The 25,917-nt window shown below is 71.6% G+C and carries 21 protein-coding genes; 11 read left to right on the top strand and 10 right to left on the bottom strand.

The genetic code is table 11. The annotated features are described in order from the left end of the window. Positions 1–24: 24 nt before the first annotated feature. Together IE275_RS06385 and IE275_RS06380 are read right to left on the bottom strand one after the other, a co-directional pair. Entirely contained in the window at positions 25–321 is a 297-nt protein-coding gene (locus IE275_RS06385) for a hypothetical protein (RefSeq protein WP_229870124.1), read from the bottom strand. Further along, the gene (locus IE275_RS06380; protein WP_189708444.1) at positions 318–1,232 is read right to left on the bottom strand and encodes an ADP-ribosylglycohydrolase family protein; all 915 of its coding nucleotides are present in this window, start codon (positions 1,230–1,232) and stop codon (positions 318–320) included. The genes IE275_RS06385 and IE275_RS06380 overlap by 4 nt, the downstream gene beginning before the upstream one ends. 180 nt (positions 1,233–1,412) lie before the next feature. On the opposite strand from IE275_RS06380, the gene IE275_RS06375 reads away from it, so the two are divergent. The 5 genes from IE275_RS06375 (at position 1,413) to IE275_RS06355 (ending at position 5,943) form a co-directional block, all read left to right on the top strand. Further along, complete coding sequence (locus tag IE275_RS06375; RefSeq protein ID WP_189708442.1) at positions 1,413–2,351, top strand: AurF N-oxygenase family protein; 939 nt, start codon at positions 1,413–1,415, stop codon at positions 2,349–2,351. A 62-nt stretch (positions 2,352–2,413) separates the two neighbouring features. Then, positions 2,414–3,064 carry a TetR/AcrR family transcriptional regulator gene (locus IE275_RS06370; RefSeq protein ID WP_189708440.1) on the top strand — a complete coding sequence of 217 codons (651 nt, stop codon included), beginning with the start codon at positions 2,414–2,416 and terminating at the stop codon, positions 3,062–3,064. Positions 3,065–3,078: 14 nt separating this feature from the next. Beyond that, entirely contained in the window at positions 3,079–3,384 is a 306-nt protein-coding gene (locus tag IE275_RS06365) for a DUF8847 domain-containing protein (protein ID WP_189708438.1), read from the top strand. 114 nt (positions 3,385–3,498) lie between these two features. Further along, entirely contained in the window at positions 3,499–4,728 is a 1,230-nt protein-coding gene (locus tag IE275_RS06360) for a C40 family peptidase (protein ID WP_189708436.1), read from the top strand. 264 nt (positions 4,729–4,992) lie between these two features. Continuing rightward, complete coding sequence (locus IE275_RS06355) at positions 4,993–5,943, top strand: right-handed parallel beta-helix repeat-containing protein (protein WP_189708434.1); 951 nt, start codon at positions 4,993–4,995, stop codon at positions 5,941–5,943. A 214-nt stretch (positions 5,944–6,157) separates the two neighbouring features. On the opposite strand, the gene IE275_RS06350 is transcribed toward IE275_RS06355, so the two are convergent. The 5 genes from IE275_RS06350 to IE275_RS06330 are packed head-to-tail and all read right to left on the bottom strand — an operon-like array spanning position 6,158 to position 11,906. Beyond that, positions 6,158–7,411 carry a styrene monooxygenase/indole monooxygenase family protein gene (locus IE275_RS06350; RefSeq protein ID WP_189708432.1) on the bottom strand — a complete coding sequence of 418 codons (1,254 nt, stop codon included), beginning with the start codon at positions 7,409–7,411 and terminating at the stop codon, positions 6,158–6,160. 23 nt (positions 7,412–7,434) lie between these two features. Further along, positions 7,435–8,085, bottom strand: coding sequence for a GTP-binding protein (locus IE275_RS06345; RefSeq protein WP_189708430.1), 651 nt, complete (start codon positions 8,083–8,085; stop codon positions 7,435–7,437). Then, complete coding sequence (locus IE275_RS06340; RefSeq protein WP_189708427.1) at positions 8,066–8,497, bottom strand: DUF742 domain-containing protein; 432 nt, start codon at positions 8,495–8,497, stop codon at positions 8,066–8,068. Before IE275_RS06340 ends, IE275_RS06345 begins: the two co-directional genes overlap by 20 nt. Continuing rightward, positions 8,494–9,015: a roadblock/LC7 domain-containing protein gene (locus IE275_RS06335; protein WP_189708425.1), complete on the bottom strand. Its 522-nt coding sequence runs from the start codon at positions 9,013–9,015 to the stop codon at positions 8,494–8,496. Before IE275_RS06335 ends, IE275_RS06340 begins: the two co-directional genes overlap by 4 nt. Beyond that, entirely contained in the window at positions 9,012–11,906 is a 2,895-nt protein-coding gene (locus IE275_RS06330; RefSeq protein ID WP_189708423.1) for a sensor histidine kinase, read from the bottom strand. Before IE275_RS06330 ends, IE275_RS06335 begins: the two co-directional genes overlap by 4 nt. Positions 11,907–12,275: 369 nt before the next feature. On the opposite strand from IE275_RS06330, the gene IE275_RS06325 reads away from it, so the two are divergent. Further along, complete coding sequence (locus IE275_RS06325) at positions 12,276–13,064, top strand: hypothetical protein (protein ID WP_189708421.1); 789 nt, start codon at positions 12,276–12,278, stop codon at positions 13,062–13,064. A 117-nt stretch (positions 13,065–13,181) separates the two neighbouring features. On the opposite strand, the gene IE275_RS06320 is transcribed toward IE275_RS06325, so the two are convergent. Together IE275_RS06320 and lon are read right to left on the bottom strand one after the other, a co-directional pair. Next, a complete protein-coding gene (locus IE275_RS06320) occupies positions 13,182–13,658 on the bottom strand; it encodes a MarR family winged helix-turn-helix transcriptional regulator (RefSeq protein ID WP_189708419.1) in 477 nt (158 codons plus the stop codon). A gap of 202 nt (positions 13,659–13,860) precedes the next feature. Further along, the gene (gene lon, locus IE275_RS06315) at positions 13,861–16,290 is read right to left on the bottom strand and encodes an endopeptidase La (protein WP_189708417.1); all 2,430 of its coding nucleotides are present in this window, start codon (positions 16,288–16,290) and stop codon (positions 13,861–13,863) included. 250 nt (positions 16,291–16,540) lie between these two features. Here lon and IE275_RS06310 point away from each other — a divergent pair, with 250 nt between their 5' ends. Beyond that, entirely contained in the window at positions 16,541–18,022 is a 1,482-nt protein-coding gene (locus IE275_RS06310) for a sulfatase family protein (RefSeq protein WP_189708415.1), read from the top strand. Positions 18,023–18,108: 86 nt separating this feature from the next. Here the strand turns inward: IE275_RS06310 and IE275_RS06305 are convergent, their stop codons facing one another. Next, the gene (locus tag IE275_RS06305; RefSeq protein WP_229870123.1) at positions 18,109–18,849 is read right to left on the bottom strand and encodes a rhomboid-like protein; all 741 of its coding nucleotides are present in this window, start codon (positions 18,847–18,849) and stop codon (positions 18,109–18,111) included. Between the two features lie 226 nt (positions 18,850–19,075). Between IE275_RS06305 and IE275_RS06300 the strand changes: the two genes are divergently transcribed. The 4 genes from IE275_RS06300 (at position 19,076) to IE275_RS06285 (ending at position 25,837) form a co-directional block, all read left to right on the top strand. Further along, the gene (locus tag IE275_RS06300) at positions 19,076–19,753 is read left to right on the top strand and encodes a spermidine synthase family protein (protein WP_189708413.1); all 678 of its coding nucleotides are present in this window, start codon (positions 19,076–19,078) and stop codon (positions 19,751–19,753) included. A gap of 122 nt (positions 19,754–19,875) precedes the next feature. Beyond that, the gene (locus IE275_RS06295; protein ID WP_189708411.1) at positions 19,876–20,616 is read left to right on the top strand and encodes a response regulator transcription factor; all 741 of its coding nucleotides are present in this window, start codon (positions 19,876–19,878) and stop codon (positions 20,614–20,616) included. After that, complete coding sequence (locus IE275_RS06290; protein ID WP_189708408.1) at positions 20,613–21,716, top strand: sensor histidine kinase; 1,104 nt, start codon at positions 20,613–20,615, stop codon at positions 21,714–21,716. Before IE275_RS06295 ends, IE275_RS06290 begins: the two co-directional genes overlap by 4 nt. 302 nt (positions 21,717–22,018) lie before the next feature. Continuing rightward, entirely contained in the window at positions 22,019–25,837 is a 3,819-nt protein-coding gene (locus IE275_RS06285) for a multifunctional oxoglutarate decarboxylase/oxoglutarate dehydrogenase thiamine pyrophosphate-binding subunit/dihydrolipoyllysine-residue succinyltransferase subunit (protein WP_189708406.1), read from the top strand. The last annotated feature ends 80 nt before the right edge of the window (positions 25,838–25,917 follow it).

Here is a 25,917-nt window from a genome sequence, read left to right as displayed (position 1 = left end):
CTGGGCCGGACCCGGCCCGGTGGCCTACGGAAGTCTCAGCCGGAACGGGCCGGACGGGGGCGGGCGGTGGTGGCCGCAGTCGATCTCGTTGCCGTCCTCGTCGCCGACGAACGCGTGCGACGGGGCCCACACCGTGATCGCGCCCGGCTCGTGGGCCACCTCGAAGAGACCGACGTCCTCGGCCGTGAGCGCCCAGATCACGAAGGTCTCGCCGGGCCGCATCCAGTGGTCGCTGCCGTACGGTTCGAGGATCAGTTCCAGGAGTTCCTCGCCGCTGTTGGTCACCCGCAGGCCCGGGACCGGGCCGTCGGCGGGCCTCACGCGGGCCGTCCGGCCCCGGGCAGCGGCTCGCGCCGCTCCAGCCAGACCGCCGGGACGCCCTCGACTCCGGCGCGGGCCGCCACGACACCGCCGGTGATCGCACAGGTGGTGTCGACGTCACCGAAGCCCTCGGCCGTGGTCCACAGGGCGGCGACGAGGTCGTCGGGGTGGCGGGCGGCGGACCAGAGGGCGAAGGGGACCGTGTCGTCGGCACGGACCCGCCCGCCGCTGCCGAGGAGGTCCGCCGCCTTCCAGGGCTCGGTGGTGAAGGGCAGTGCGGCGGCACGGGCGAGGCCCTCGCGGACCGCGCTGTCCGGGGTGAGCGCGGCCACCGCGTCCAGGCTCTGCTCCCGCCGGGCGGAGAGCGCCGCGGCGACGGCCACGGCGACCGCACCGGCGATGCCCTCCGGGTGGGCGTGGGTGACCTCGGCGGAGCGGACGGCCTGCTCGGCGACCCGGTCGAGGTCGGCGTGGAACCAGGCGCCCAGGGGTGCCACGCGCATCGCCGCGCCGTTGCCGAGGCTGCCCTCGCCGCCGAACAGCTCGCGGCTGAACCCGGGCCATCCTGAGGGTTCCCGGAGCAGCCGGGGCAGCAGGGCGTGCATGCCGCGGCCGTAGCCCCGGGCGGGGTCGGCGTCGTGGCCGAGGGCGAGGGCGAGGGCCAGTTCGGTCCGCCGTATCTCGCCGTACCGGTCGAGGACGCGGAGGACGCCGAGGGCCATCGCGGTGTCGTCGGTCCAGTACCAGTGCGGTTCCGGCGGGATCCGGCGGGCGCGGATCTCCGTGTACGCCTGCCGTGGTGGCCTGAAGAGCGGGAACCAGCGTTCGCCGAAGGCGTCCCCGAGGGCGAGACCCTCCAGGCTGCGGCGTGCGGCGGCGCTGCGCTCGACGGTTGCGGATGCGGTGCTCACGCGCGTCTCCCCCCGACGTTCCCCCCAACCCGGCCAGTCTCGCACGCGTGTGCGGCGACGGGCGGGTGGACAACGGGCCCGCGGACAACTGGTGTGCGGGCAACAGGTGTGCGGACATCGGGACGACGAGTTGCCGCAGGGGGATTGACGCTCTTGCTGACAAGCAGTCTCATAAGAGCCATGACGACCCTCACGGACGCCGACGCACTGGAAGGGCTGCGGGACGCACTGGGCCTGCTCAAGGACCGGGAGCAGGTGGCGGAGCGGCTGCTCGCCTCCTCCGCCAAGCACTCCTTCGACCCGGACAAGGAACTGGACTGGGACGCGCCCTTCGAGGAGGGCAAGTGGTTCTGGCCGCCGGAGCTGGTGTCGCTCTACGACACCCCGCTGTGGAAGCGGATGAGCGAGGAGCAGCGGATCCTGCTGTCCCAGCACGAGGCCGCCGCGCTCGCCTCGCTCGGGATCTGGTTCGAACTCATCCTCATGCAGCTGCTCGTCCGGCACATCTACGACAAGGCGGCGACGAGCGCTCACGTGCGGTACGCGCTGACCGAGATAGAGGACGAGTGCCGCCACTCCAAGATGTTCGCCCGGCTGATCACCCACGGGGACACCCCCTGGTACCCGGTGAGCCGCGCCCACCAGCAGCTCGGCCGCGTTTTCAAGACGATCTCCACCACCCCGGGCTCGTTCACCGCGACCCTGCTCGGCGAGGAGGTCCTCGACTGGATGCAGCGGCTGACGTTCCCCGACGAGCGGGTCCAGACACTGGTCCGGGGCGTCACCCGGATCCATGTCGTGGAGGAGGCCCGGCACGTGCGCTACGCCCGTGAGGAGCTGCGCCGCCAGATGGTGACCGCCCCGAGGTGGTCGCAGGAGTTCACCCGGATCACCTCCGGCGAGTTCGCCCGCGTCTTCTCGGTCGCCTTCGTCAACCCCGAGGTCTACACGAACGTCGGTCTGGACAGGCGCGAGGCCCTGGCCCAGGTGAAGGCCAGCGGACACCGCCGCGAGGTCATGCAGACCGGCTCCAAGCGGCTCACGGACTTCCTGGACGACATCGGGGTGCTGCGGGGCGTCGGGCGGCGGCTGTGGAAGTCGTCGGGGCTGCTGGCCTGAGGACGCCCCCGGGACCACCGGCTCGGGCGCGCCCGGCGGGCGGGGCGATTACGCTGCACGTCATGACCCCCGCCGTGCCCGCCTACCGTCGGCTCAGCGTCGAGGAACGCCGCAGCCAGCTGCTCGAGGCCGCGCTCTCCCTCTTCGCTCTCCGCGCCCCCGAGGACGTCTCGCTGGACGATGTCGCGGAGGCCGCCGGGGTCTCCCGGCCGCTGGTCTACCGGTACTTCCCCGGCGGCAAGCAGCAGCTGTACGAGGCCGCGCTGCGCTCGGCCGCCGAGGAGCTGCGGCACTGCTTCGACGAACCCCACGAGGGCCCCCTCCTCCCCCGGCTCGGCCGCGCCCTCGACCGCTACCTCGCGTTCGTCGGCCGCCACGACGCCGGCTTCAGCGCCCTGCTCCAGGGCGGCAGCGTGGTGGAGACCTCCCGTACCACCGCCATCGTGGACGGCGTACGACGGGCCGCCGCCGAGCACATCTACAGCCACCTCGGGGTCAACGGTCCCGGGCCCCGGCTGCGGATGACCGTCCGGATGTGGATCACGGCGGTCGAGGCGGCCTCCCTGATCTGGCTCGACGAGGACAAGGATCCGCCCGTCGGCGAACTGCGGGACTGGCTGGTGGAGCAGTTCGTCGCGCTCCTCACCGTGACCGCCCGCCGGGACCCGCAGACCGCCGAGGTGGTCCGGGGCGCGCTGGCCGCGCGGACCTGATCGACACTGGTGCGGTGAAGAGCGAAGACACCCCCTTCGAGGGCGGGCCCATGGACGGCCGCGTCCTGCCCGTCCTGGTCGGCCCCACCGGACACCCGCCGAAGACGTACCGCATCCCCGTCCCCGACGCGGCCGGCGGCCCGCCCACCGTCCTGGTCTACCGGCGCGTCCCGCGCGGCCACACCAGACGGCTCGGCATCCAGCAGGGCTGGAAGTACGCGTACGACCCCACGGGCAGGGCCGGGGGCCGGCTGAAGTGGCCTTGGTCGAAACCGGAAACCCCCACGCCGGACGAGCGCCGGGACGACGCCGACGGGTGACCTCGTTGCGCCGAACCGCGCACGCCCGCGCGCGCACCGCGCCCACCCGCCCCAAGCTCGCCCTGCGGGACGGAGCGGCCACCCGGGCACCTCCCCCGCGGCGGAGGTGATGACGTGTCAGAAAGGCTCCTGCGGCTGGCCTGTACGGCGGTGACGGCGGCGCTGGCCACCCAGGTCGCCCTGGCCCCGGGGGCCGCCGTGGCCGTACCGGAGCCGGACCCGGCCGGACCGCCGGCGGCCGCGTCCCCGGATCCGGGCGGGCCGCGGGCGGCCGCTCCACCGGACCCGGCGCCCCCCGGCGAGCGGTCCGTGACCGACCTGCTGACGGACCTTCAGCGGCTGTACCGGGAGGCCGAGCGGGCCACCGAGACGTACAACGCCACCGAGGAGAAGCTGAAGGAGCGGCGGGCCGAGACCGGCCGCCTGGACACCGCGCTGGCGCGGGCCCGGCTGTCCCTCCAGGAGAGCCGCGGCGCGGCCGGCCGGCTGGCCCGCCAGCAGTACCAGGGCACCACCGAGATCTCCTCGTACGTCCGGCTGCTGTTCGCCCGCGATCCGCAGCACGCCCTCGACCAGGGCCATGTGATCGGCCGGCTGGCCCGGGAACGGGCCGACACGGTGGGCCGGCTGGAGGGCGGCGAACGCCGGGCCGACGCGCTGGCCCGCGAGGCCCGCGCCGCCCTCGACGCCCAGCTCACCCTCGCACAGCGGCGCAAGAAGGAACGCGACGACGTCCGCCGCCGCCTCGACGACGTCGAGAAGCTCCTCGCCTCCCTCACCGCCGCCCAGCTCACGGCGATCGCCGAACGGGAACGCGCCGATGTCGACGAGGCCCAGAAACGCGTCATGGCCACCGGCGACCTGGACGACGACCGCCCGCCGTCCCCGGAGGGCGACCGCGCCGTACGGTACGCCGTGGACCAGATCGGGAAGCCGTACGAGTGGGGTGCGGAGGGCCCCCGGTCCTACGACTGCTCGGGCCTGACCTCCGAGGCCTGGATCCACGCGGGCACCCCGATCCCGCGCACCAGCCAGGAGCAGTGGGCACGACTGCGGAGAATCCCGCTGAAGGAACTCCGCCCCGGCGACCTGGTGATCTACTTCCCCGAGGCCACGCACGTGGCGATGTACCTGGGCGACGGGACAGTGGTCCAGGCGCCGCGCACGGGAGAGAAGGTCAAGATCTCCCCGATCGCGTCCAACCCGGTCCTGGGGGCGGTCCGCCCGGATCCCGGGGCGAGGGCGACGGCGACGCCAACGCCGAAGGCAAAGGCGAAGGTGACGCCGGCTGGATTCACCGACCTGCTGAAACGCAGATCGCGCCCGGCGGGGTTCCCGCGTTGAGGTCCGAGGGTTCCCGTGGACCAGGGATGGCGTGCGACCGAAGGAAGATGCGTCTGGCGCCTCGGTCGAGCCCGAATGGTCCACGCAGTCCGAATGGGTGCGCTTGTTGGACTGTTGGGAGCGCAGGGCGCTCGCCCCCGGTACTGCGCTGCCTGGCCAGGGCACCACATGTGCGATCACGGGGTGCTCACGACGCGCTGAGAGAACGACGTGAGGGCGTACCCCTTTTCCGGACATGCGTAATGAAATGCCAGGAGAAGCCAGATGCGCATCGAAGTAGTCAGGATCCTGCGGCGCCGCTGGGTGCGGTCGGCGACGGTAGCGGTGGCGGCAGGGGCAGCCGGCGTGACCGGAGTCGCCCCCGCCGCGGCTGCCCAGGTGACTGCGGTGAACTGCAACGCCAACCCCGGCGCCTTGCAGCCGGCCATCACCGCCGCTTCGCCGGGAGACACCCTGCTGGTGAGAGGAACCTGCACCGGCCCCTTCACCATCGACAAGGACCTGACCCTGAGGGGCGTCGGCAGGACGGTGCTCGACGGCAACCAGGCAGGCTCCACCGTCACGGTCGGCAGCGGAGCCCAGGTTCTCTTGGACAGCCTGACCCTCACCCATGGCAGCGCCGCGGCCTCCGGCGGTGGCGTCAACAACGAGGGCACGCTGACGGTGAGCCGCTCCACGGTGAGAGACAACACGGCGCCCTCAGGCGCGGGTGGCGGCATCCACAACCTGGGCACGCTGACGGTGCTCGGCTCCGTGGTGAGGGACAACTACTCACTCGGCGCCGGCGGCGGCATCAACAACAACGGATTCCTCACGGTGCGTGGCTCCACCGTGTTCGGCAATTCCGGAGACAACGGCGGAGGCGTCTTCAACTATCTCGCCGGCCAAACGGTCGCGCTGATCAACTCGGCGGTGCACCACAACACCGCGAGAGTGAGTGACGGCGGCGGCATCCTCAACTACCAGGGCGAGATGACGGTCTCCGGCTCCACGGTGTACAGCAACACCTCCACCATCGGTGGCGGCATCTGGAACGGAGGCACGCTGACGGTGACCCGCTCCACGGTGCTACGCAATACCGCGACGGGCGGCCCCGGCAGTGGCGGCGGCATCTACAAAGCCGACGGCACCGTGGCCCTCGCCCGGTCCGTGGTCCTCAACAACACCCCGGACAACTGTGCTCCGCCCGGAAGTGTCCTGGGCTGCACAGGCTGAACCACCCAGCTCACCCGCATCCCTACAACTGCGGGGCTCATAGCGAAGAGGCCCCCAGTCGCAGTGTCCAGGGGCCTGTCCCTCAGCTGATGGGTGATGCGGGGCCGTCGGGGGCCGTCCGGGACCGTCCGAGGGCGACCCACAACGACCGATGACGACCGATGACGACCAGAGACGACCAGAGACGACCGTCAAAGCGCTGGTCAGGAGAGTGTCAGGCGCCCGTGACCGAGCCCAGGTACGCGGCCGTCTTCTCCGGCTCATAGAAGAAGTTCTCGAAGTCCGCCGGGTCGTTGAAGGCGTTGGCGAAACGATTGGCCACGGGCGGCAGCTGGCCGGCCGCGCCCAGCAGGTTCACGATGTGCTCCGGCGGCGGCGCCAGCATCGCGTTGGTCCACTTGGTGACGTGCTGCGCGGTGTCCCAGTACCGGTCGAAGGTGGCGCCCATCCACTCCTCGTCGAACTCCTTCTCCCCGCGCTCCAGGATCGACGCGAGGTAGGCCGCCGCGCACTTGGAGGCGGAGTTGGAGCCCTGTCCGGTGATCGGGTCGTTGGCGACGACCACGTCCGCGACGCCGAGGACCAGTCCGCCGCCGGGCAGCCGGCCGATGGGGTTGCGGACGGTCGGCGCGTAGCGGCCGGCCAGCGTGCTGCCGGCGTCCGTCAGTTCGACGTTCCTGGCGCGCTCGTACTCCCAGGGTGTGAACCGCTCCATGAGTTCCAGGGTCAGGGAGAGGTGCTCCGCCGGGTCCTTGACGCCGTTGAAGACGTCCAGCGGGCCGCCGGGTATGCCCTCCCAGAAGAGGATGTCGGCACGGCCGGACGTGGTGAGCGTCGGCATGACGAACAGCTCGCCGACGCCGGGGACCAGGTTGCAGCGGACGGCCTCGGTGTCCGGGTGCTCGGGGCGCGGGCCCAGCCCGTGGACGTAGGAGACGGCCAGCGCGCGCTGCGGCTCGCGGTAGGGGGAGCGCTCGGGGTCGCGGGCGAACATGGAGACCAGTTCGCCCTTGCCCGCGGAGACCAGGACGAGGTCGTAGGCGCGGGCGAAGTAGTCGAGGTCGGAGACGGCCGCGCCGTGGATGACGAGCTGGCCGCCGCGCTGGGCGAAGGTCTCCATCCAGCCGGCCATCTTCACCCGCTGGTCGACGGACTGCGCGAAGCCGTCGAGCCGGCCCAGCCAGTCGATCGCGCGCTGGGTCGGGCCCGGGTCGTGCGAGCCGGGGGCGGCCACCGAGACGCCGAGTCCCTGGATCTTCGGGGCCTGGGACTCCCAGAAGTTCAGCTGGAGATCGCGTTCGTGCTCCAGGGCCGTGTGGAACATGCACTGCGTCGACATGACCCGGCCGGAACGGATCTCGTCCGCCGTCCGGTTCGACATCAGGGTGACCTCGTACCCGTGCGACTGGAGGCCGAGGGCGAGCTGGAGTCCGGACTGGCCGGCTCCGACGACGAGTATCTTCCGCATGCGGGGATGGCTCCTAAGGGGGACTACTCGGGGGTTTCGTCCAGCGCGTGGCCCACCAGGGCCAGGAGGGTCTCGATCACCGAGATCCGGCGTCGCGCATCCATGATCATGACAGGTATGTGCGGGGGGATCGTCAGCGCCTCCCGCACGTCGTCCGGCTCGAACAGCTCGCTGCCGGTGAAGTGGTTGACGGCGACGACGTACGGCAGCCCGCAGCTCTCGAAGTAGTCCAGCGCGGGGAAGCAGTCCTTGAGCCGGCGGGTGTCGGCCAGCACGACCGCGCCGATCGCACCGCGCACCAGGTCGTCCCACATGAACCAGAACCGCTGCTGGCCCGGCGTGCCGAACAGGTAGAGCACCAGGTCGTCGTCGAGCGTGAGGCGGCCGTAGTCCATGGCCACCGTGGTGGTGGTCTTCTCGGGCGTACCGGTGAGGTCGTCGGTCTCCTCGCTGGCCTCGGTCATCAGCGCCTCCGTCTGGAGGGGCTCGATCTCCGAGACGGTGCCCACGAGGGTGGTCTTGCCGACCCCGAAGCCGCCCGCCACCACGATCTTCGTGGCTATCGGGGCACGGGTGCGGTCCGTCTGCCAGGGCTGGAGGGTCTCGTCGGGCTCGGGTGCGACGAGAGGGGTGACGCCAAAGGAGGAGGCGGCGTCAGAGACGACGGAGTCCACTCAGCACCCTTTCCAGCAGAGCGCGGTCGGGACGGCCCGTACCGTGAGCGGTACCGGTGCCGTACACACGGATCTTTCCCTGGTCGGCGAGGTCGCTCAGCAGGACGCGGACCACGCCGAGCGGCATCTTCAGCAGCGCGGCGATCTCGGCCACCGTGCGCATACGGCGGCACAGTTCGACGATGGCCCGCAGTTCCGGCATCACGACGGACCTGAGGGAACCGTTCGTCAGTTCCTTGCGCTCCTCGGGGGCTTCGAGCGCCGCCACGAAGGTCTCCACGAGGAGGACGTGACCGAAGCGGGTGCGGCCGCCGGTGAGCGAGTAGGGGCGGACCCTCGCGGGCCTGCGGTCGCCCCCGCGGACGGGGAGCTGGGGCCTGCTGGGCCGCGGCCGCTCCTGAGCGCCGCTCATCGGGTGCTCCCCGCGGACTCCGGCTCCGGCTCCGATTCGGATTCGAGGGATTTCCTCAGCTCGCTGCGGAGTTCGGGCGTGAGCACATGTCCGGCGCGGCCGACGAAGAGGGCCATGTGGTAGGCCACGACGCTCATGTCGCAGTCGGCCGCACCGTGGACGCCGAGCAGGGAGCCGTCGCTGATCGACATCACGAAGAGGCTGCCCTCCGCCATGGCGATCATGGTGTGTTTCACCCCGCCGGAATCCATCAGCCGGGCGGCGCCGATGGTGAGGCTGCCGATGCCCGAGACGATGGTGGCGAGGTCGGCGGACGAGCCGCGCGGGCCGGTGGGTTTGCCGCTTCTGGGCTGCCGGGCCTCGTCGTTGCGCCCTGGGTCCGAGGACAGCAGGAGCAGGCCGTCGGAGGAGACGACCGCGACGGACTGGATGCCCGGTACCTCCTCCACCAGGTTGGTCAACAGCCAGTGCAGGTTACGGGCTTCACTGCTCAGTCCGAAGGTACTGGGCGCGGTCAACTGCTTGCCTCCTCGACTGTGCCCCCCGTGTCTTCTTCGGCGTGTGCGTGTGCTTCTTGAGCTGTTTGAGGTGACGGAACCTTGTTCTGGCCCGTCCTTTCGGCGATCTCCGCTTCTACGTCGCGGTAACCGGCCTCCGCCCCCCGGCGGAAGCCGCCCAGACGACGGCGGAGGGCGTCGGCGTCGACCGAGCCGGTCCGCTGCCGCGGGGTCTGTGCGGGGGTGGTGATCCTGGGTGTGCGCTTGGGCAGACCCTTGTCGGTGACGCGTTCCTCGGACTCGTCCGGGACACGGCTGTGCTCCGGGCTGCGTACGCCGTCCTCGACGTCGGACGCGGGCTCCGGGGCGACCCGCGCCTCGTCCGCGTCCCCACGCGGGCTCGGCAGCAGGAGTTCCATGGTGGTCTCGGGCGAGAAGGCGGCGGGTGCCTCCGGCTCGGGACCCGGACCGGGTTCGGGCTCCGGGTCCGGCTCCGGGTCCGGATCCGGCGAAGTCTCCGTGCGGGGCTCCGGCGAAGTCTGCGTGCGGGGCTCGGCCGACGCCTCGGCCTGCGCCTCGGCGCGCGTCCCAGTGGTGGCCTCGGTGGTGGCCTCGGTGGTGGCCTCGGTGGCGGGCTCCGGCGGGTTCTTCTCGCCGTCCTCCTCCGTCGCCTCCTGTACGGCCTGCTCCGCCAGCGCGACCAAGGGGTCCGCGGTGGGCTTCGGGCGGCCGGGGAGGACGTTGGAGTTGGCCTCCGCGTCGGCGCCGGGGAGGGAGAAGGACGGGGCCGCGGCGGAGGCCGGCGCGGCGGACGGGACCGCGGCCGCCGGGGCCTCGGCGAGCAGCGACGTCGGCAGGACGACGACGGCCGCCACCCCGCCCTGCTTCTGCTCGCGCAACTGCACCCGCACCCCGTGCCGGTGGGCGAGCCGGGCGACGACGTACAGGCCGAGGCCGAGTCCTTCCTCGCCCTCCTGGTCGTACGGGGTCTCCGGGTCGAAGTCGGTGAGGCGGCCGTTGAGCCGGGTCAGGCGATCGCCCGGGATGCCGATGCCCTCGTCCTGGACGGAGAGCATGACCTCGCCGTTCTCCAGGAGCCAGCCGGAGACCTCGACGGGGAGGTCGGGCGGGGAGAACGAGCTGGCGTTCTCCATGAGTTCGGCGAGCAGATGGCTCAGGTCGTCCGCGGCGAAGCCGGCCACATGCGCGTGCGGGGGCAGGGAGGAGATCCGGACCCGCTCGTACCGCTCGATCTCGCTGACGGCCGCCCGGACCACGTCCACCAGCGGGATCGGGCCCGCGTGCTGCTGTACGTGTTCCGTGCCGGCGAGGACCAGGAGGTTCTCGCTGTGCCGGCGCATGACCGTGGCGAAGTGGTCGAGCTTGAAGAGGGTGGCCAGTCGGTCGGGGTCCTGCTCGCGCTCCTCCAGGGTTTCGATGACGGCGAGTTGACGCTCGACGAGACCGAGGGTGCGCAGGGCGAGGTTGACGAAGGTGCCGGTGATGCTGGACCGCAGCCGCTCCAGCTGGGTGGCGGAGTCAGTGAGTTCGGCGCGGAGTTCCTCACGGGCGTCGGCCATCCGCTGGCGCTGGCCGACGAGATGCTTGCGGTCGGACTCCAGCGTGCCGACCCGCTCGTGGACGGCGAGCGCGTGCGCGTGCAGGGCGTTGACGGAGCGGACGACCTGGGCGAACTCGTCGTTGCGGCCGGTGAAGGTGACGGGTTCCTCGGCGGCCGGGTTCTCCGCCTCGGCGAGCCGGGCGGAGCCGCGGCGCAGCACGGAGAGCGGGCGGGTGAGGCTGCGGGCCATGCCGGTGGAGACGGCGACCGCGAGCAGCATCAGCGCACCCAGCAGGGCGACCCGGATCTCCAGCGCGGTGACGTCGTCGTCGCGCAGCAGGGCGAGATCCTCGGTGCGGTGGTTGTAGGAGGAGGACTCGGCGCCGCGCATCAGGTCGACACGGGCGGAGAGCGCGGCGTCCAGCTTCTTCAGGCTGGTGCCGAGTTCGCGGGCGCTCAGCTCGGGCTGGTCGGTGAGGTCGGCGAGGTACTTCTCGGCGGTGTCGACGTCGCCGCCGGTGACCGTGGAGTCGTAGGAGTCCACGGCGTCCTCGGGCGCGCCCTCGCGGAAGTCGGCGAGGGCCGCGTCGGAGCGGACGCGGGACTGCTGGGCGGCGGCGGTGAGGGCGTCGCGCTGCTCGGTGTCGGCCTCGGAGGAGACCTTCTCGGTGCTCGTCAGGCCGGTGACCGGGTCGAGGACGGACCGGGTGGTGGTCGGCACGTTGAGCGCGGCGAGCAGCAGTCCGCGGGTGGCGGAGGCCTGCTGGACGGCGGTGTCGAGGGCGACGAGGGCGTGCGCGCCGGCGCCGGCGCGCGGTGGCGTCTGCTCCGCGAGGCGCTCGGCGAGCCCGTGCAGCGCGGTGATGACCTTGGAGTACGCCTGGTGGGCCTCCAGGGCGGTGCCCTCACCGGTGAGCGCGCCGCGGCGCACGGACCCGATGGAGTCGAGTGCCTCGCGCAGCGCGGCGGAGGTCTCCGTCTCTGCGGTCAGCTCGCGTGCCTGGCGGTCCACCCGGGCGCTGCCCTGCGTCGACGGGGTCCCGGACTTGGGCCGGCCGGCCGCCACGTAGACGGTGACCTCGTCGCGTTCGTCCGCGAGGGACTGGGCGAGTGCGAGGGCGTCCTGGGTCTGCTCGGCCAGGGTGACCAGGTCCTGCGAATCCTTCAGCTGCCCGGAGGCGGTGAGGAGTGCGGGGGCACCGGCGCCGGCGATCGCGGCGGCCACCACGGCCACGGCGACGATCAGCCGGTTGCGTACATGGGTCGGGCGGCCCTTGCCGACAGGGGTGCGCTCCGCGCCCCCCTCGGAGGCCGTCTGCCTGCCTGTGCGCCGAGGCCGCGTTTTCTGCACCGGTGCTCGCATTCCTGACTCGTGTGCTCATGGGCCGGATGTGACGCTTCGTCAACCGAGGCGTACGTCCGGTTCGGTCCCCGACCCTCCCAGTGCCGGTGGGCAGGGGCCGTGCATCGCCTGCCCCGCCACCCGAAGGAGTGAACATCGGAGGGGAGTTGACGGGCAAGTTCCTCTGGCGCGCGCAGCGGCCGTCTTCGGCAGGCCGGTTGGACGTGAGCGGCGGGCTTTGACAGTATTCGCCGCCACGCCTTCCCGGAGTGCTTCAATCCCTCCCAAAACAGGCGTCTGACCTGCGCCGGTACGCCTGTTCGGCAATCGATGCCGGCCTTTCGCGGAAGCGGTGGAGCAGTCGTGCAGACTGGCCGGATGCGTACGGAACTTGTGTCGGAGCCGGGCGATCGGGCCCGCCCCGACGAGGACTTCGCGAGTGTCGGACTTCCCGTCTCCGGACAGGGCGGTTCGGTCGTCCTCCTGGACGGAGTGACGCCGCCGCCGGACGGCGCGGGCTGTCTGCATTCGGTCCCCTGGTTCACGGCACGCCTGGGCGGGGCCCTGACCGAACTGACCGTTTCACTCCCGGATGTTCCGCTGGCCGAGGCCCTCTCGCTCGCCATCGCACGTACCGCCGGGGCCCACGCCGAAACCTGTGACCTTTCTCACCCACGCACACCGCAGGCGACCGTGGCCATGGCCCGCTGGTCGCCCGACACCGTGGAGTACCTGGTGCTGTGCGACGCGACGCTGCTGCTGGCGTCCCCCGGCGGCACGGTCACCCCGGTCCAGGACACCCGGCTGGCCCGGCTGCCGCGCGCCCTGCTGAGGAGCGCCGGGACGGTCGACGGCACGCTGCGCAACAAGGAGGGCGGCTTCTTCACCGCGGCGGCCGACCCGGCGGTGGCCGGGCGGGCGGTGACGGGGAGCGTGCCACGGGCGGACGTCGGCGCGCTGGCCGCGCTGTCCGACGGGGCGACGCGCTGGACGGAGACCTTCCGCGAGGGCGACTGGGCGGATCTGTTCGCCCTCGTCCACGAGAAGGGGACACGGACGCTGGTGGACCGCGTACGGGAGCTGGAGCGGGCGGACGAGGTGGAGCGGGCGTTCCTGGGGAGCGCCAAGACCCACGACGACGCGACCGCGGTGTACGTGGAGCTGTAGGACCGGGCCCGGTCCGGGTCGCTTCCCGAGGGGCCCGGCCGTTTTCCGAGGGGCCCGGTCGCCTCCCAAGGGGCCCGGCCGGCTCTCCCCTTCTTTCCTTATCTTCCCCGGGGCGGGCTACTTCTCCATGCCCCGGTTCAGCTCGTGCAGCAGCCGGGCCAGCTCGCCGACCTCGCCGCGGTCCCAGTCGGAGAAGTGGCGGACGTACCGCTCTCGGCGGGCCTCACGGACCCGGCTCACCCGGGTGCGGCCCTCCTCGGTCAGGTCGACGAGCCAGGCACGGCCGTCCGCCGGATCGGGTTCGCGGGCCACCAGACCGAGCTGCTCCAGGGCGCGCAGCTGGCGGGACATGGTGGCCTTGCCGACGCCGATGTAGGCGGCCAGTTCGGTGGCCCGCTGCCGGCCGCACTCCTCCAGCCGGACGAGCAGGCCGTACGCGGCGGACTCCAGGTCCGGGTGGACCTCGCGGGCCATCTCGCCCTGATTGGCCCGGGCCCGGCGCAGCAGCACCGTCAGCTCCCGCTCCAGGGAGAGGAACTCCGTGGACTCGCCCCCGCGGCCCTCGTGTCCCTCGTCGTGTGTGTCCTCGTGCACGTCAGCACCCCTGATCCGGTTCCCCGTACCTGCCTGCTCCTCTACGTGCGTAGCTTTCCATGCTTTTCCCGGGGGTTCTTCTGGTGCTCCCCCTGCCGCTCCCCGGGCGCTGCCTGGGTGTTCCCCGCCGTGCCCGGGTGCGGCGGGGGCCCGAGTCTCCCTCACGGAAGGCCCGGGCCCCGCCTTCTTCCGGCGGCGTCCGTCACGCCGCCACCGGAACCTCCGGCGTCGCGCCGTTGGCGGCGGGCGCGAGCGCCAGTTCCAGGACCTGGCGGACATCGGTGACGGCGTGGACGTCCAGCTTCTCCAGGACCTCCGCCGGGACGTCGTCCAGGTCGGGTTCGTTGCGCTTGGGGATGACGACGGTCGTCACCCCGGCGCGGTGGGCGGCGAGCAGCTTCTGCTTGACGCCGCCGATCGGCAGCACCCGGCCGGTCAGGGAGACCTCGCCGGTCATCGCCACGTCCGTGCGGACCAGCCGGCCCGACAGCAGGGAGGCGAGGGCCGTCGTCATGGTGACGCCGGCGCTCGGGCCGTCCTTCGGGACCGCGCCCGCCGGGAAGTGGATGTGCACGCCCCGGTCCTTCAGATCGCCGACGGGCAGCTCCAGCTCCGCGCCGTGCGAGCGCAGGAAGCTCAGCGCGATCTGCGCCGACTCCTTCATCACGTCACCGAGCTGGCCGGTCAGGGTCAGCCCCGCCGCGCCCGTCTCCGGGTCGGCGAGCGACGCCTCGACGTAGAGCACGTCACCGCCGGCACCGGTCACCGCGAGGCCCGTGGCCACGCCCGGCACCGCCGTGCGGCGCTCGGCCGGGTCCTGGGCGGCCTCGGGCACGTGGTGCGGCCGTCCGATCAGCGCGCGCAGGTCGGCGTCCGTGATGGTGAACGGCAGCTTCCGCTCGCCCAGTTCGTGCTGGGCCGCGACCTTGCGCAGCAGCCGGGCGATGGACCGCTCCAGGGTGCGCACGCCCGCCTCGCGGGTGTACTCGCCGGCCAGCTTGCGCAGGGCGCTCTCCTGGAGGACCACCTCGTCCTTGTCCAGGCCCGCCCGCTCCAGCTGGCGCGGGAGCAGGTGGTCGCGGGCGATGACGACCTTCTCGTCCTCGGTGTAGCCGTCGAGGCGGACCAGCTCCATCCGGTCGAGCAGGGCCTCGGGGATGGCTTCCAGGACGTTGGCGGTGGCGAGGAAGACGACGTCCGACAGGTCCAGCTCCACCTCCAGGTAGTGGTCCCGGAAGGTGTGGTTCTGCGCCGGGTCGAGGACCTCCAGCAGGGCGGCCGCCGGGTCGCCCCGGAAGTCGGACCCCACCTTGTCGATCTCGTCGAGCAGGATCACCGGGTTCATCGACCCGGCCTCCTTGACGGCGCGCACGATCCGGCCGGGCAGCGCGCCGACGTAGGTACGGCGGTGGCCGCGGATCTCGGCCTCGTCGCGGACGCCGCCGAGGGCGACGCGGACGAACTTGCGGCCCATGGCGTGCGCCACCGATTCGCCGAGGCTGGTCTTTCCGACGCCGGGCGGCCCCACGAGCGCCAGTACGGCACCGCCGCGCCGGCCGCCGACGACACCCAGTCCGCGTTCACCGCGGCGCTTGCGCACGGCCAGGTACTCGGTGATCCGCTCCTTCACGTCGTCCAGCCCGGCGTGCTCGGCGTCGAGGACCGCCCTGGCGCCCTGGATGTCGTACGCGCCGGTGTCATCGGTCCGTTCGTTCCACGGCAGTTCGAGAACGGTGTCCAGCCAGGTGCGGATCCACGATCCCTCGGGGGACTGGTCGCTGGACCGCTCCAGCTTGTCGACCTCCTTGAGGGCGGCCTCGCGGACCTTCTCGGGCAGGTCGGCGGCCTCCACGCGGGCGCGGTAGTCGTCGGACTCCTCGGCCGAGTCCTTGGAGTTCTCGCCGTTCAGCTCCCGCAGTTCCTTGCGGACGGCCTCCAGCTGGCGGCGGAGCAGGAATTCGCGCTGCTGCTTGTCGACGCCCTCCTGGACGTCCTTGGCGATGGTCTCGGCGACGTCCTGCTCGGCGAGGTGGTCGCGCAGCTGCTGGGTGGCGAGCTTCAGCCGGGCCACCGGGTCGGCGGTCTCCAGCAGTTCCACCTTCTGTTCGGTGGTCAGGAACGGCGAGTAGCCGGAGTTGTCGGCGAGCGCGGAGACGTCGTCGATGGCCTGGACGCGGTCGACGACCTGCCAGGCGCCGCGCTTGCGCAGCCATGCGGTGGCCAGCGCCTTGTACTCCTTGACCAGCTCGGCGACCTGCCCCGACAGGGGCTCGGGCACGGTCTGGTCGATACGGGTGCCCTCGACCCAGAGCGCCGCGCCCGGACCGGTCGTCCCGGCGCCGATCCGCACCCGGCCCCGGCCGCGGATCAGCGCGCCCGGGTCGCCGTCGGCCAGCCGGCCGACCTGCTCGACGGTGCCGAGCACCCCGGTGCTCGCGTACGTCCCGTCGATCCGTGGCACCAGCAGCACCCTGGGTTTTCCGGGCTCGGACCGCGCGGCGGCCTGGGCGGCCTCCACCGCGGCGCGTACGTCGGTGTCGTTGAGGTCCAGCGGAACCACCATGCCGGGGAGCACGACCTCTTCGTCGAGAGGCAGTACGGGCAGAGTGAGCGATGCGGACGTCGAAGCCATGATCTCCCCTTCGGCAGTCAAGTTGAGCTATGCCGACTCAATGCATGTGCGCCTCGGGATGTTCCCGGAACTGCCCCACGTTCGCTGTGGGCGATCACAGAAGGGAGAAGGAGAAGGGAGCCCCGTCCATTCCCCGTCATCCCCGTCACACGTCCGCAACGGCACTCACAGGCAACTCACGCACACTGCTGGCCGGTTCACAGTGAGCAAGCCGCCCGAAACGCGGGCACAACGGGGCCAGGGGGACGACATGAGCGACGCACCCGACAGGACGGGCGGCCGTGGGCCGAACCGCCGGGCACTGGTCGCCGGAGCCACCGCGATCGCCGCGGCGGCGGTCGCGGTCCCGGTGGCCGTCCGCGCGCACCGCGCCGAGGACGGCGCGCACGTGCCGGCCGCCGTGACCCCGTCGCCGGCCGCCCGCCGCGGCGGCCCGCGCGCCGAGCACCGGCCCAACATCCTCCTCGTCCTCACCGACGACCAGCCCAAGGAGACCGACTGGGCGCTGCGCCGGACCCTCGACTGGCTCGGCCGCGACGGCGTCGCCTTCGATCGCGCGCACGCCAACACCCCGTTGTGCGCCCCCTCCCGCGCCTCGGTCATGTCCGGCCGGTACGCCCACCACCACGGCGTCCTCGACACCCGCCACCCCGCCCACCTGGACCAGCGCACCACCGTCCAGCGGCACCTGCGCGAGGCCGGCTACCGCACCGGGCTGTTCGGCAAGTACCTCAATTTCTGGCGCCCCGCGGACAACCCGCCGCACTTCGACGAGTGGCTGCTCCAGGAGCCGGTCGCCTACACGAACGGCCACTACAACGACCAGGGGACGGTCCGTACCGTCCCCGGCTACAGCACCACCGTCATCAGGAACCGCGCCCTCGCCTTCATGGAGCGGTCCCGCACGGACCCCCGCCCCTGGTTCGCGTACGTCGCCCCGCGCGCGGCGCACGAGCTGAACATCCCGGAGGAGAGGTACGCGTACACGCGTGTGCCGGAGTGGGACGGCAGGCCGTCGGTCCGGGAGACCGGCCGGGCGGACAAGCCTCCGTTCCTGCGGGCCGCCCGCCACTCCTTCGCCGAGGGCCGGGCCCTGCGCGCCCGCCAGCTGCGCACCCTGCTCTCCGTGGACGACGCGATGCGCGACTTCCGGGACAAGCTGCGCGAGCTGGGCCGGCTCGACAACACCCTCGTGCTGTTCACCAGCGACCACGGCCTGTGCTGGGGCGATCACGGCTGGCTGCGCAAGTCGGTGCCGTACCGGCCGAGCCTGGAGGTGCCGTTCCTGATGTCCTGGCCGGCCGGGGGCCTCGCGCGCGGCAGCCGGGACGACCGGCTCACCGGGCATGTCGACATCGCCCCGACCTTGCTGGCGGCGGCCGGCGTCACCCCCGACACCCCGCACGACGGCCACTCCCTCCTCGACCCCCGCAACGACCGGGAGCACCTGCTGGCCGAGTGGTGGTGGAACCGCCAGGACAAGGTGCCGATCCACACCTGGGCGTCGTACGTCGGGAAGGGCGAGCAGTACACGGAGTACTACCGCGGCCGCCTCGGCGCCGACGGCCGGGCGCGGGGCACCCGTGAGGTCCTCTTCCGGGAGTACTACGACCTGCGCGCCGACCCCTACCAGCTCACCAACCTGCTGTACGGCGCGGACGCCGAGCGGGAGACCCGGCTCCGGATCCCCGAGCTGTCCCGCCGGCTGAGGGCGGCCGCCGCGGGCGGCTAGGGCTCCTCAGGGTCTTCTGCCGGGGTCGCGGCGTCCGGCACGCCCGTCCGCCGCGGACCGGAGCCGGCCTGATCCGAAGGGGAGGACTAGGCGGAGCGCCGCGCGGACACGTCACCCGCGCGCGGCTCGCGTGCCGCGGCCCGGCGGCGGACCCACGGCCAGGTCCCGATCCCGGTCGCCAGGGCGATGAGGTGTCCCCAGCCGGTCATCGGGTCGGTGAAGGAGAGGAGGTCCTGGGCGAGCATCCCGCCGAAGGCGGCGAGCAGCGGCCACCGCAGCCAGGGCCGCAGCAGGCCCGCGAGGGCGCCGACGCTCGCGGCCACGCCGAAGCTGATGCCGTAGTCGAGGCGGTGCAACGAACTGTCGGGAAGATGGCCCACCAGCACGGCCAGTCCCACCGGGACCTCGGTGGCGAGGGTGGCCAGGACATGCCCGACCAGGAAGACGACGGCCGTACGGACGCCGCCGAGGCGCCGTTCCAGCGCGCCGAGCACGAGCAGGAAGCCGAGCGTGAACGGCGAGAGGATCCCGCCGGCCACCCAGAGCGCGCTGGCCACCAGCACCAGGACCGGTGCGCGCAGCAGGTGCGCCACATCGGTGCTGGAGCCCTGGTGGAGGGCGTGCACGAGCGCGGGGTCGAGGTGGGCGGTGACCCAGGAGGTGACGACGAGGACGGCGGCGTAGGAAAGGGTGAAGGGGACGGGGACGCGGGGTCGGCGGCGGGGGCCCCCTCCGGCGGGCGGTTCGGCGGGTCGCGGGGCGCGCTGACGGGGGATGCCGTCCAGCGGTCGGGACACGCCGGGAGGAGCCGGGCTGCTGCGTTCCACCGCGAGGGGCTCCTTCCGTTTCCCCCAGCCTTCGCGCCCGACCGGCACCCTGTCTGTGACCGACGCCACGCGAGCGCCGATTCACAGGATGCTCCGAGGCCGCCGGAAGCTCCACCACCTACAGCGCACAGCGGTGCGTCAACGTCACACAGCCCCTTCACCCCTGCCCGACCAGCTCTCTCTCCATTCCGTCAACATTCCGTCAGGGAAGTGCCACGATGGGTCGATGGCCACCCCGTACGACATCCCCGAAGTGCTGGACCGTCGCGAAGGCCCTTACGGCGAGGTCGTGCTGCGCCGGCACGGAGAGCTGCTGCAGATCATCGCCAACGGCTGCTTCCTGATGGACACGTCCGACGGCCGCTCGGAGCGGTTACTCGTCGACGCCGCCCGGGACGCCCTCGACGCGCGTCCCGAGCCGAAGGTGCTGATCGGCGGCCTCGGGGTCGGATTCTCGCTCGCACACGCCGCGGCCGATCCCCGCTGGGGCGGCGTCACCGTCGTGGAGCGCGAACGCGCCGTCATCGACTGGCACCGGGACGGCCCGCTGGCCGCCGTCTCCGCCCCGGCTCTCGCCGATCCGCGCACGGTGATCGTCGAAGCGGACCTGCTGGACTACGTCAATGAGACATGCGACACGTTCGACGCGGTCTGCCTCGACATCGACAACGGCCCTGGCTGGACCGTCACCGAGGGCAATGGGAACCTCTACTCGACCACCGGACTGGCAAGCTGTGCCCGGGTGTTGAGACCCGGTGGCGTCCTCGCCGTATGGTCGGCGCAGCCCTCTCCGGAATTCGAGGGAACCTTGGGGAATGCCGGGTTCCAGCAGGTGCGTACCGAAGAGATCCCGGTTGCCCGAGGCGTGCCGGACGTCGTGCACCTCGCCGTCAGGCCTGGATAGCAATGGCGAGGTGACTCCGGGTACGTTGCATGCCTGACGCCGATCATTTACGCGTCAACCGCAGTCATGCGCAGACAAGGGACCACCCCACTGGTTCCGGAAAGCACACTCAGGGGCGGGCGATGGAGCAGACACACACCGCGCACAACGGCACGGCGACGGCGACCCAGGGCGCGCAGCGTCGCGTTCTGGTGGTCGAGGACGACCCGACGATCGTCGACGCCATCGCGGCCCGCCTGCGCGCCGAGGGATTCCTCGTGCAAACGGCGGGCGACGGCCCGGCGGCCGTCGACACCGCGGAGGCCTGGCAGCCCGATCTGCTGATCCTCGACATCATGCTGCCCGGCTTCGACGGTCTGGAGGTCTGCCGACGTGTGCAGGCCGCCCGTCCGGTGCCGGTGCTCATGCTCACCGCGCGCGACGACGAGACCGACATGCTCGTCGGGCTCGGCGTGGGCGCCGACGACTACATGACCAAGCCGTTCTCGATGCGCGAGCTGGCGGCCCGGGTGCACGTGCTGCTGCGCCGGGTGGAGCGGGCCGCGATCGCGGCGACCACTCCCCGCAGCGGCATCCTGCGGCTCGGCGAGCTGGAGATCGACCACGCGCAGCGCCGTGTGCGGGTCCGCTCGGAGGACGTGCACCTCACGCCCACCGAGTTCGACCTGCTGGTCTGCCTGGCCAACACCCCGCGCGCGGTGCTCTCCCGTGAGCAGCTGCTGGCCGAGGTGTGGGACTGGGCGGACGCCTCCGGCACCCGCACGGTCGACAGCCACATCAAGGCGCTGCGCCGGAAGATCGGCGCCGAGCGGATCCGCACGGTGCACGGCGTGGGCTACGCGCTGGAGACCCCCACGCCATGAGCGGCGCGGACGGTCCGAGAGACCCCGGGGAGGAGCCCTGGGGCAGAGTGCGCCCGTTCTCGATCAAGACCAAGCTGGGCGCACTGGTCGTCGTCTCGGTGCTGATCACCACCGGCCTCTCGGTGATCGCCGTGCACACCAAGACGGAACTGCGCTTCATCACGGTCTTCTCGATGATCGCCACACTGCTCATTACGCAGTTCGTGGCGCATTCGCTCACCGCGCCGCTGGACGAGATGAACACGGTCGCCCGCTCCATCTCGCGGGGCGACTACACCCGCCGGGTGCGGGAGAACCGCCGTGACGAGCTGGGCGACCTCGCCCAGACGATCAACGTCATGGCGGACGAGCTGGAGGCGCAGGACCGGCAGCGCAAGGAGCTGGTGGCGAACGTCTCGCACGAGCTGCGCACCCCGATCGCCGGGCTGCGGGCCGTGCTGGAGAACGTGGTCGACGGCATCGCCGAGGCGGATCCCGAGACGATGCGCACGGCCCTGAAACAGACCGAGCGGCTCGGCCGGCTGGTGGAGACCCTGCTGGACCTGTCCCGGCTGGACAACGGCGTCGTACCGCTGCGCAGACGGCGTTTCGAGGTGTGGCCGTACCTGTCCGGCGTGCTCAAGGAGGCCAACATGGTCGCCTCGGCGCGGGCGACCATGGGCTCGGGCGGCAACCACACCCGGACGGACGTGCATCTCCACCTGGACGTGTCCCCGCCGGAGCTGACCGCGCACGCGGACCCGGAGCGCATCCACCAGGTCGTCGCCAACCTGATCGACAACGCGGTCAAGCACAGTCCGCCGCACGGGCGGGTGACGGTGAAGGCGCGACGCGGCCCGCTGCCAGAGTCGCTGGAGCTGGAGGTCCTGGACGAGGGGCCCGGCATTCCGCGCTCGGAGTGGCACCGCGTCTTCGAGCGGTTCAACCGGGGATCCGTCCGCCGGCCGCACGGTCCGGGCAGCGACGGCGGTACGGGGCTGGGGCTGGCGATCGCCCGCTGGGCGGTCGATCTGCACGGAGGCCGGATAGGAGTGGCCGAATCTCAGCGGGGTTGCCGGATTCTTGTCACTCTTCCGGGAGAGCCTTCTCTTCCAAGTTGACGTAAAGTTCGAACCGGAGCCACAAGATCCACCGGCGTCCGCGCAGTCGGACACGTGTGATCAGGCAGAGGACCGTCGCAGGTCGGCTCGGGTCCGCACGCTCAGCGTGCGCGACCTGCATCAACGCACCCTTTTCGCAGCGCAACCGCGCTTGTTTCCCGCCATTTCCAGCCCCGAAACACGCTCTCCGGTGTGACTTACGCGACGATGGACCGGCTCGGCCTGACCTTCGTGCTCTTGGAGGCGTAGCCTTTATTCCCGCTGTCCATCACCTTGTGAAGCGGAAGAGGGCGGTTGCCGCCGTGTCGCCACAGTCCCCCAGTAACGCATCGAGCATCTCGACCGACGCAGACCAAGCGGGCAAGAATCCCGCTGCCGCGTTCGGACCGAACGAGTGGCTCGTCGACGAGATCTATCAGCAGTACCTCCAGGACCCGAATTCGGTAGACCGTGCCTGGTGGGACTTCTTCGCCGACTACAAGCCGGGCGCGGCCTCCGCCCCGGCTCCGGCGGGTACTGCGGCCGCGGGGGCCGCAGGGACCACCACCACGCCCCCGGCTCCCGCCGCACCGGCTCCCGCGCCGGCCGCCGCCGCGCCGCAGCCCGCGGCCGCCGCCCCGGCCCCGGTCGCTCCGGCCCCGGCCGCCCCGGCCGCCGCCGCTCCGGCCCCGGCTCCGGCGAAGCCCGCCGCGGCCCCCAAGCCGGCCGCCGCGAAGGCCGCGCCCGCCGCCGAGGCACCGGCCTCGCCGGAGGGCCCGGAGCTGGTCACGCTGCGCGGCCCGGCCGCCGCGGTCGCCAAGAACATGAACGCCTCGCTGGAACTGCCCACGGCCACGTCCGTGCGCGCGGTCCCGGTGAAGCTGCTGTTCGACAACCGCATCGTCATCAACAACCACCTCAAGCGCGCCCGGGGCGGGAAGATCTCCTTCACGCACCTGATCGGCTTCGCGATGGTGCAGGCCATCAAGGCCATGCCGTCGATGAACTGGCACTACGCGGAGAAGGACGGGAAGCCCACCCTCGTCAAGCCGCCGCACGTCAACTTCGGCCTGGCCATCGACCTGGTGAAGCCCAACGGCGACCGCCAGCTCGTCGTCGCCGGCATCAAGAAGGCCGAGACGCTGAACTTCTTCGAGTTCTGGCAGGCCTACGAGGACATCGTCCGCCGCGCCCGCGACGGCAAGCTGACGATGGCCGACTTCACCGGTGTCACCGTCTCCCTGACCAACCCCGGCGGCCTCGGCACCGTCCACTCCGTGCCGCGTCTGATGCCCGGACAGTCGGTCATCATGGGCGTCGGCTCCATGGACTACCCGGCGGAGTTCCAGGGCACCTCCCAGGACACCCTGAACAAGCTCGGCATCGCCAAGGTCATGACGCTCACGTCGACCTACGACCACCGGGTCATCCAGGGCGCCGCCTCGGGCGAGTTCCTGCGCGTCGTCGCGAACTACCTGCTCGGCGAGAAGGGCTTCTACGACGAGATCTTCGAGGCCCTGCGCATTCCGTACGAGCCGGTCCGCTGGCTCAAGGACATCGACGCCTCGCACGACGACGACGTCACCAAGGCCGCGCGGGTCTTCGAGCTGATCCACTCCTACCGGGTCCGCGGCCACGTCATGGCCGACACCGACCCGCTGGAGTACCGCCAGCGCAAGCACCCCGACCTGGACATCACCGAGCACGGCCTCACCCTGTGGGACCTGGAGCGCGAGTTCGCCGTCGGCGGCTTCGCCGGCAAGTCCCTGATGAAGCTGCGCGACATCCTCGGCGTGCTGCGCGACTCGTACTGCCGCACCACCGGCGTCGAGTTCATGCACATCCAGGACCCCAAGCAGCGCAAGTGGATCCAGGACCGCATCGAGCGCCCGCACACCAAGCCGGAGCGTGAGGAGCAGCTGCGCATCCTGCGCCGGCTGAACGCGGCGGAGGCCTTCGAGACCTTCCTCCAGACGAAGTACGTCGGCCAGAAGCGGTTCTCCCTGGAGGGCGGCGAGTCCGTCATCCCGCTGCTCGACGCGGTCATCGACAGCGCCGCCGAGTCCCGCCTCGACGAGGTCGTCATCGGCATGGCCCACCGCGGCCGGCTGAACGTCCTCGCCAACATCGTCGGCAAGTCGTACGCGCAGATCTTCCGCGAGTTCGAGGGCAACCTCGACCCGAAGTCGATGCACGGCTCCGGCGACGTGAAGTACCACCTGGGCGCCGAGGGCACCTTCACCGGCCTGGACGGCGAGCAGATCAAGGTCTCGCTGGCCGCCAACCCGTCCCACCTGGAGACGGTCGACCCGGTCATCGAGGGCATCGCCCGCGCCAAGCAGGACATCATCAACAAGGGCGGCACGGACTTCACCGTCCTGCCGGTGGCCCTGCACGGCGACGCGGCCTTCGCGGGCCAGGGCGTGGTGGCCGAGACCCTGAACATGTCGCAGCTGCGCGGTTACCGCACGGGCGGCACGGTCCACATCGTCATCAACAACCAGGTCGGCTTCACGGCGGCTCCCGAGTCGTCGCGTTCCTCGATGTACGCCACCGACGTGGCGCGCATGATCGAGGCCCCGATCTTCCACGTGAACGGCGACGACCCCGAGGCCGTCGTCCGGGTTGCCCGTCTGGCCTTCGAGTTCCGCCAGGCGTTCAACAAGGACGTCGTGATCGACCTCATCTGCTACCGCCGTCGCGGTCACAACGAGTCGGACAACCCGGCCTTCACCCAGCCGCTGATGTACGACCTGATCGACAAGAAGCGCTCGGTGCGCAAGCTCTACACCGAGTCCCTGATCGGTCGCGGCGACATCACCCTGGAAGAGGCGGAGCAGGCCCTCCAGGACTACCAGGGCCAGCTGGAGAAGGTCTTCACGGAGGTCCGCGAGGCCATCACCTCGCAGCCGGCCACGGGCGCGGTCTCCGACCCGCACGCGGAGTTCCCGGTCGCCGTGAACACCGCGATCTCCACGGAGACCGTGAAGCGGATCGCCGAGTCCCAGGTCAACATCCCCGACTACTTCCACGTGCACCCGCGTCTGCTGCCGCAGCTGCAGCGCCGGGCGACGATGGTCGAGGACGGCACGATCGACTGGGGCATGGGCGAGACCCTCGCCGTCGGCTCCCTCCTGCTGGAGGGCACGCCGGTCCGGCTGTCCGGCCAGGACTCCCAGCGGGGCACCTTCGGCCAGCGTCACGCGGTCCTCATCGACCGTGAGACGGGCGAGGAGCACACGCCGCTCCAGTACCTCGCCGAGGACCAGGCGCGCTACAACGTCTACAACTCCCTGCTGTCCGAGTACGCGGTCATGGGCTTCGAGTACGGCTACTCGCTGGCCCGCCCCGACGCGCTCGTGATGTGGGAGGCGCAGTTCGGCGACTTCGTCAACGGCGCGCAGACGGTGGTCGACGAGTACATCTCGGCGGCCGAGCAGAAGTGGGGCCAGACGAGCGGTGTCACGCTGCTCCTCCCCCACGGCTACGAGGGCCAGGGCCCGGACCACTCCTCGGCCCGTGTCGAGCGGTTCCTCCAGCTCTGCGCCCAGAACAACATGACGGTGGCCATGCCCACGCTCCCGTCGAACTACTTCCACCTCCTGCGGTGGCAGGTGCACAACCCGCACCACAAGCCGCTGGTCGTCTTCACCCCGAAGTCGATGCTGCGTCTGAAGGCCGCCGCGTCGAAGGCGGAGGAGTTCACCACGGGCCAGTTCCGCCCGGTCATCGGCGACGCCTCGGTCGACCCGAACGCGGTCAAGAAGGTCGTCTTCTGCACCGGCAAGGTCTACTACGACCTGGACGCCGAGCGGCAGAAGCGCGGGGTCACGGACACGGCGATCATCCGCCTCGAGCGGCTGTACCCGCTGCCGGGTGCCGAGGTCCAGGCCGAGGTCAACAAGTTCCCGAACGCCGAGAAGTACCTGTGGGTCCAGGAGGAGCCGGCCAACCAGGGTGCCTGGCCGTTCATCGCCCTGAACCTGATCGACCACCTGGACCTGGCGGTCGGCGCCGACGTCCCGCACGGCGAGCGGCTGCGGCGCATCTCGCGCCCGCACGGCTCGTCCCCGGCCGTCGGCTCCGCCAAGCGCCACCAGGCCGAGCAGGAGCAGCTGGTGCGTGAGGTGTTCGAGGCCTGATCCCGCTCTCGCGGCAGTGCCTGCGCGGCCGGGCCGCACCCCCTTTCCGGGGGGTGCGGCCCGGCCGTTTCGCACACTTA

It is taken from the genome of Streptomyces phaeofaciens (assembly GCF_014648915.1).
Lineage (GTDB): Bacteria > Actinomycetota > Actinomycetes > Streptomycetales > Streptomycetaceae > Streptomyces > Streptomyces phaeofaciens.
The sequence above is the reverse complement of the archived record's forward strand: the minus strand, read 5'-3'. Positions and strand labels throughout refer to the sequence as shown.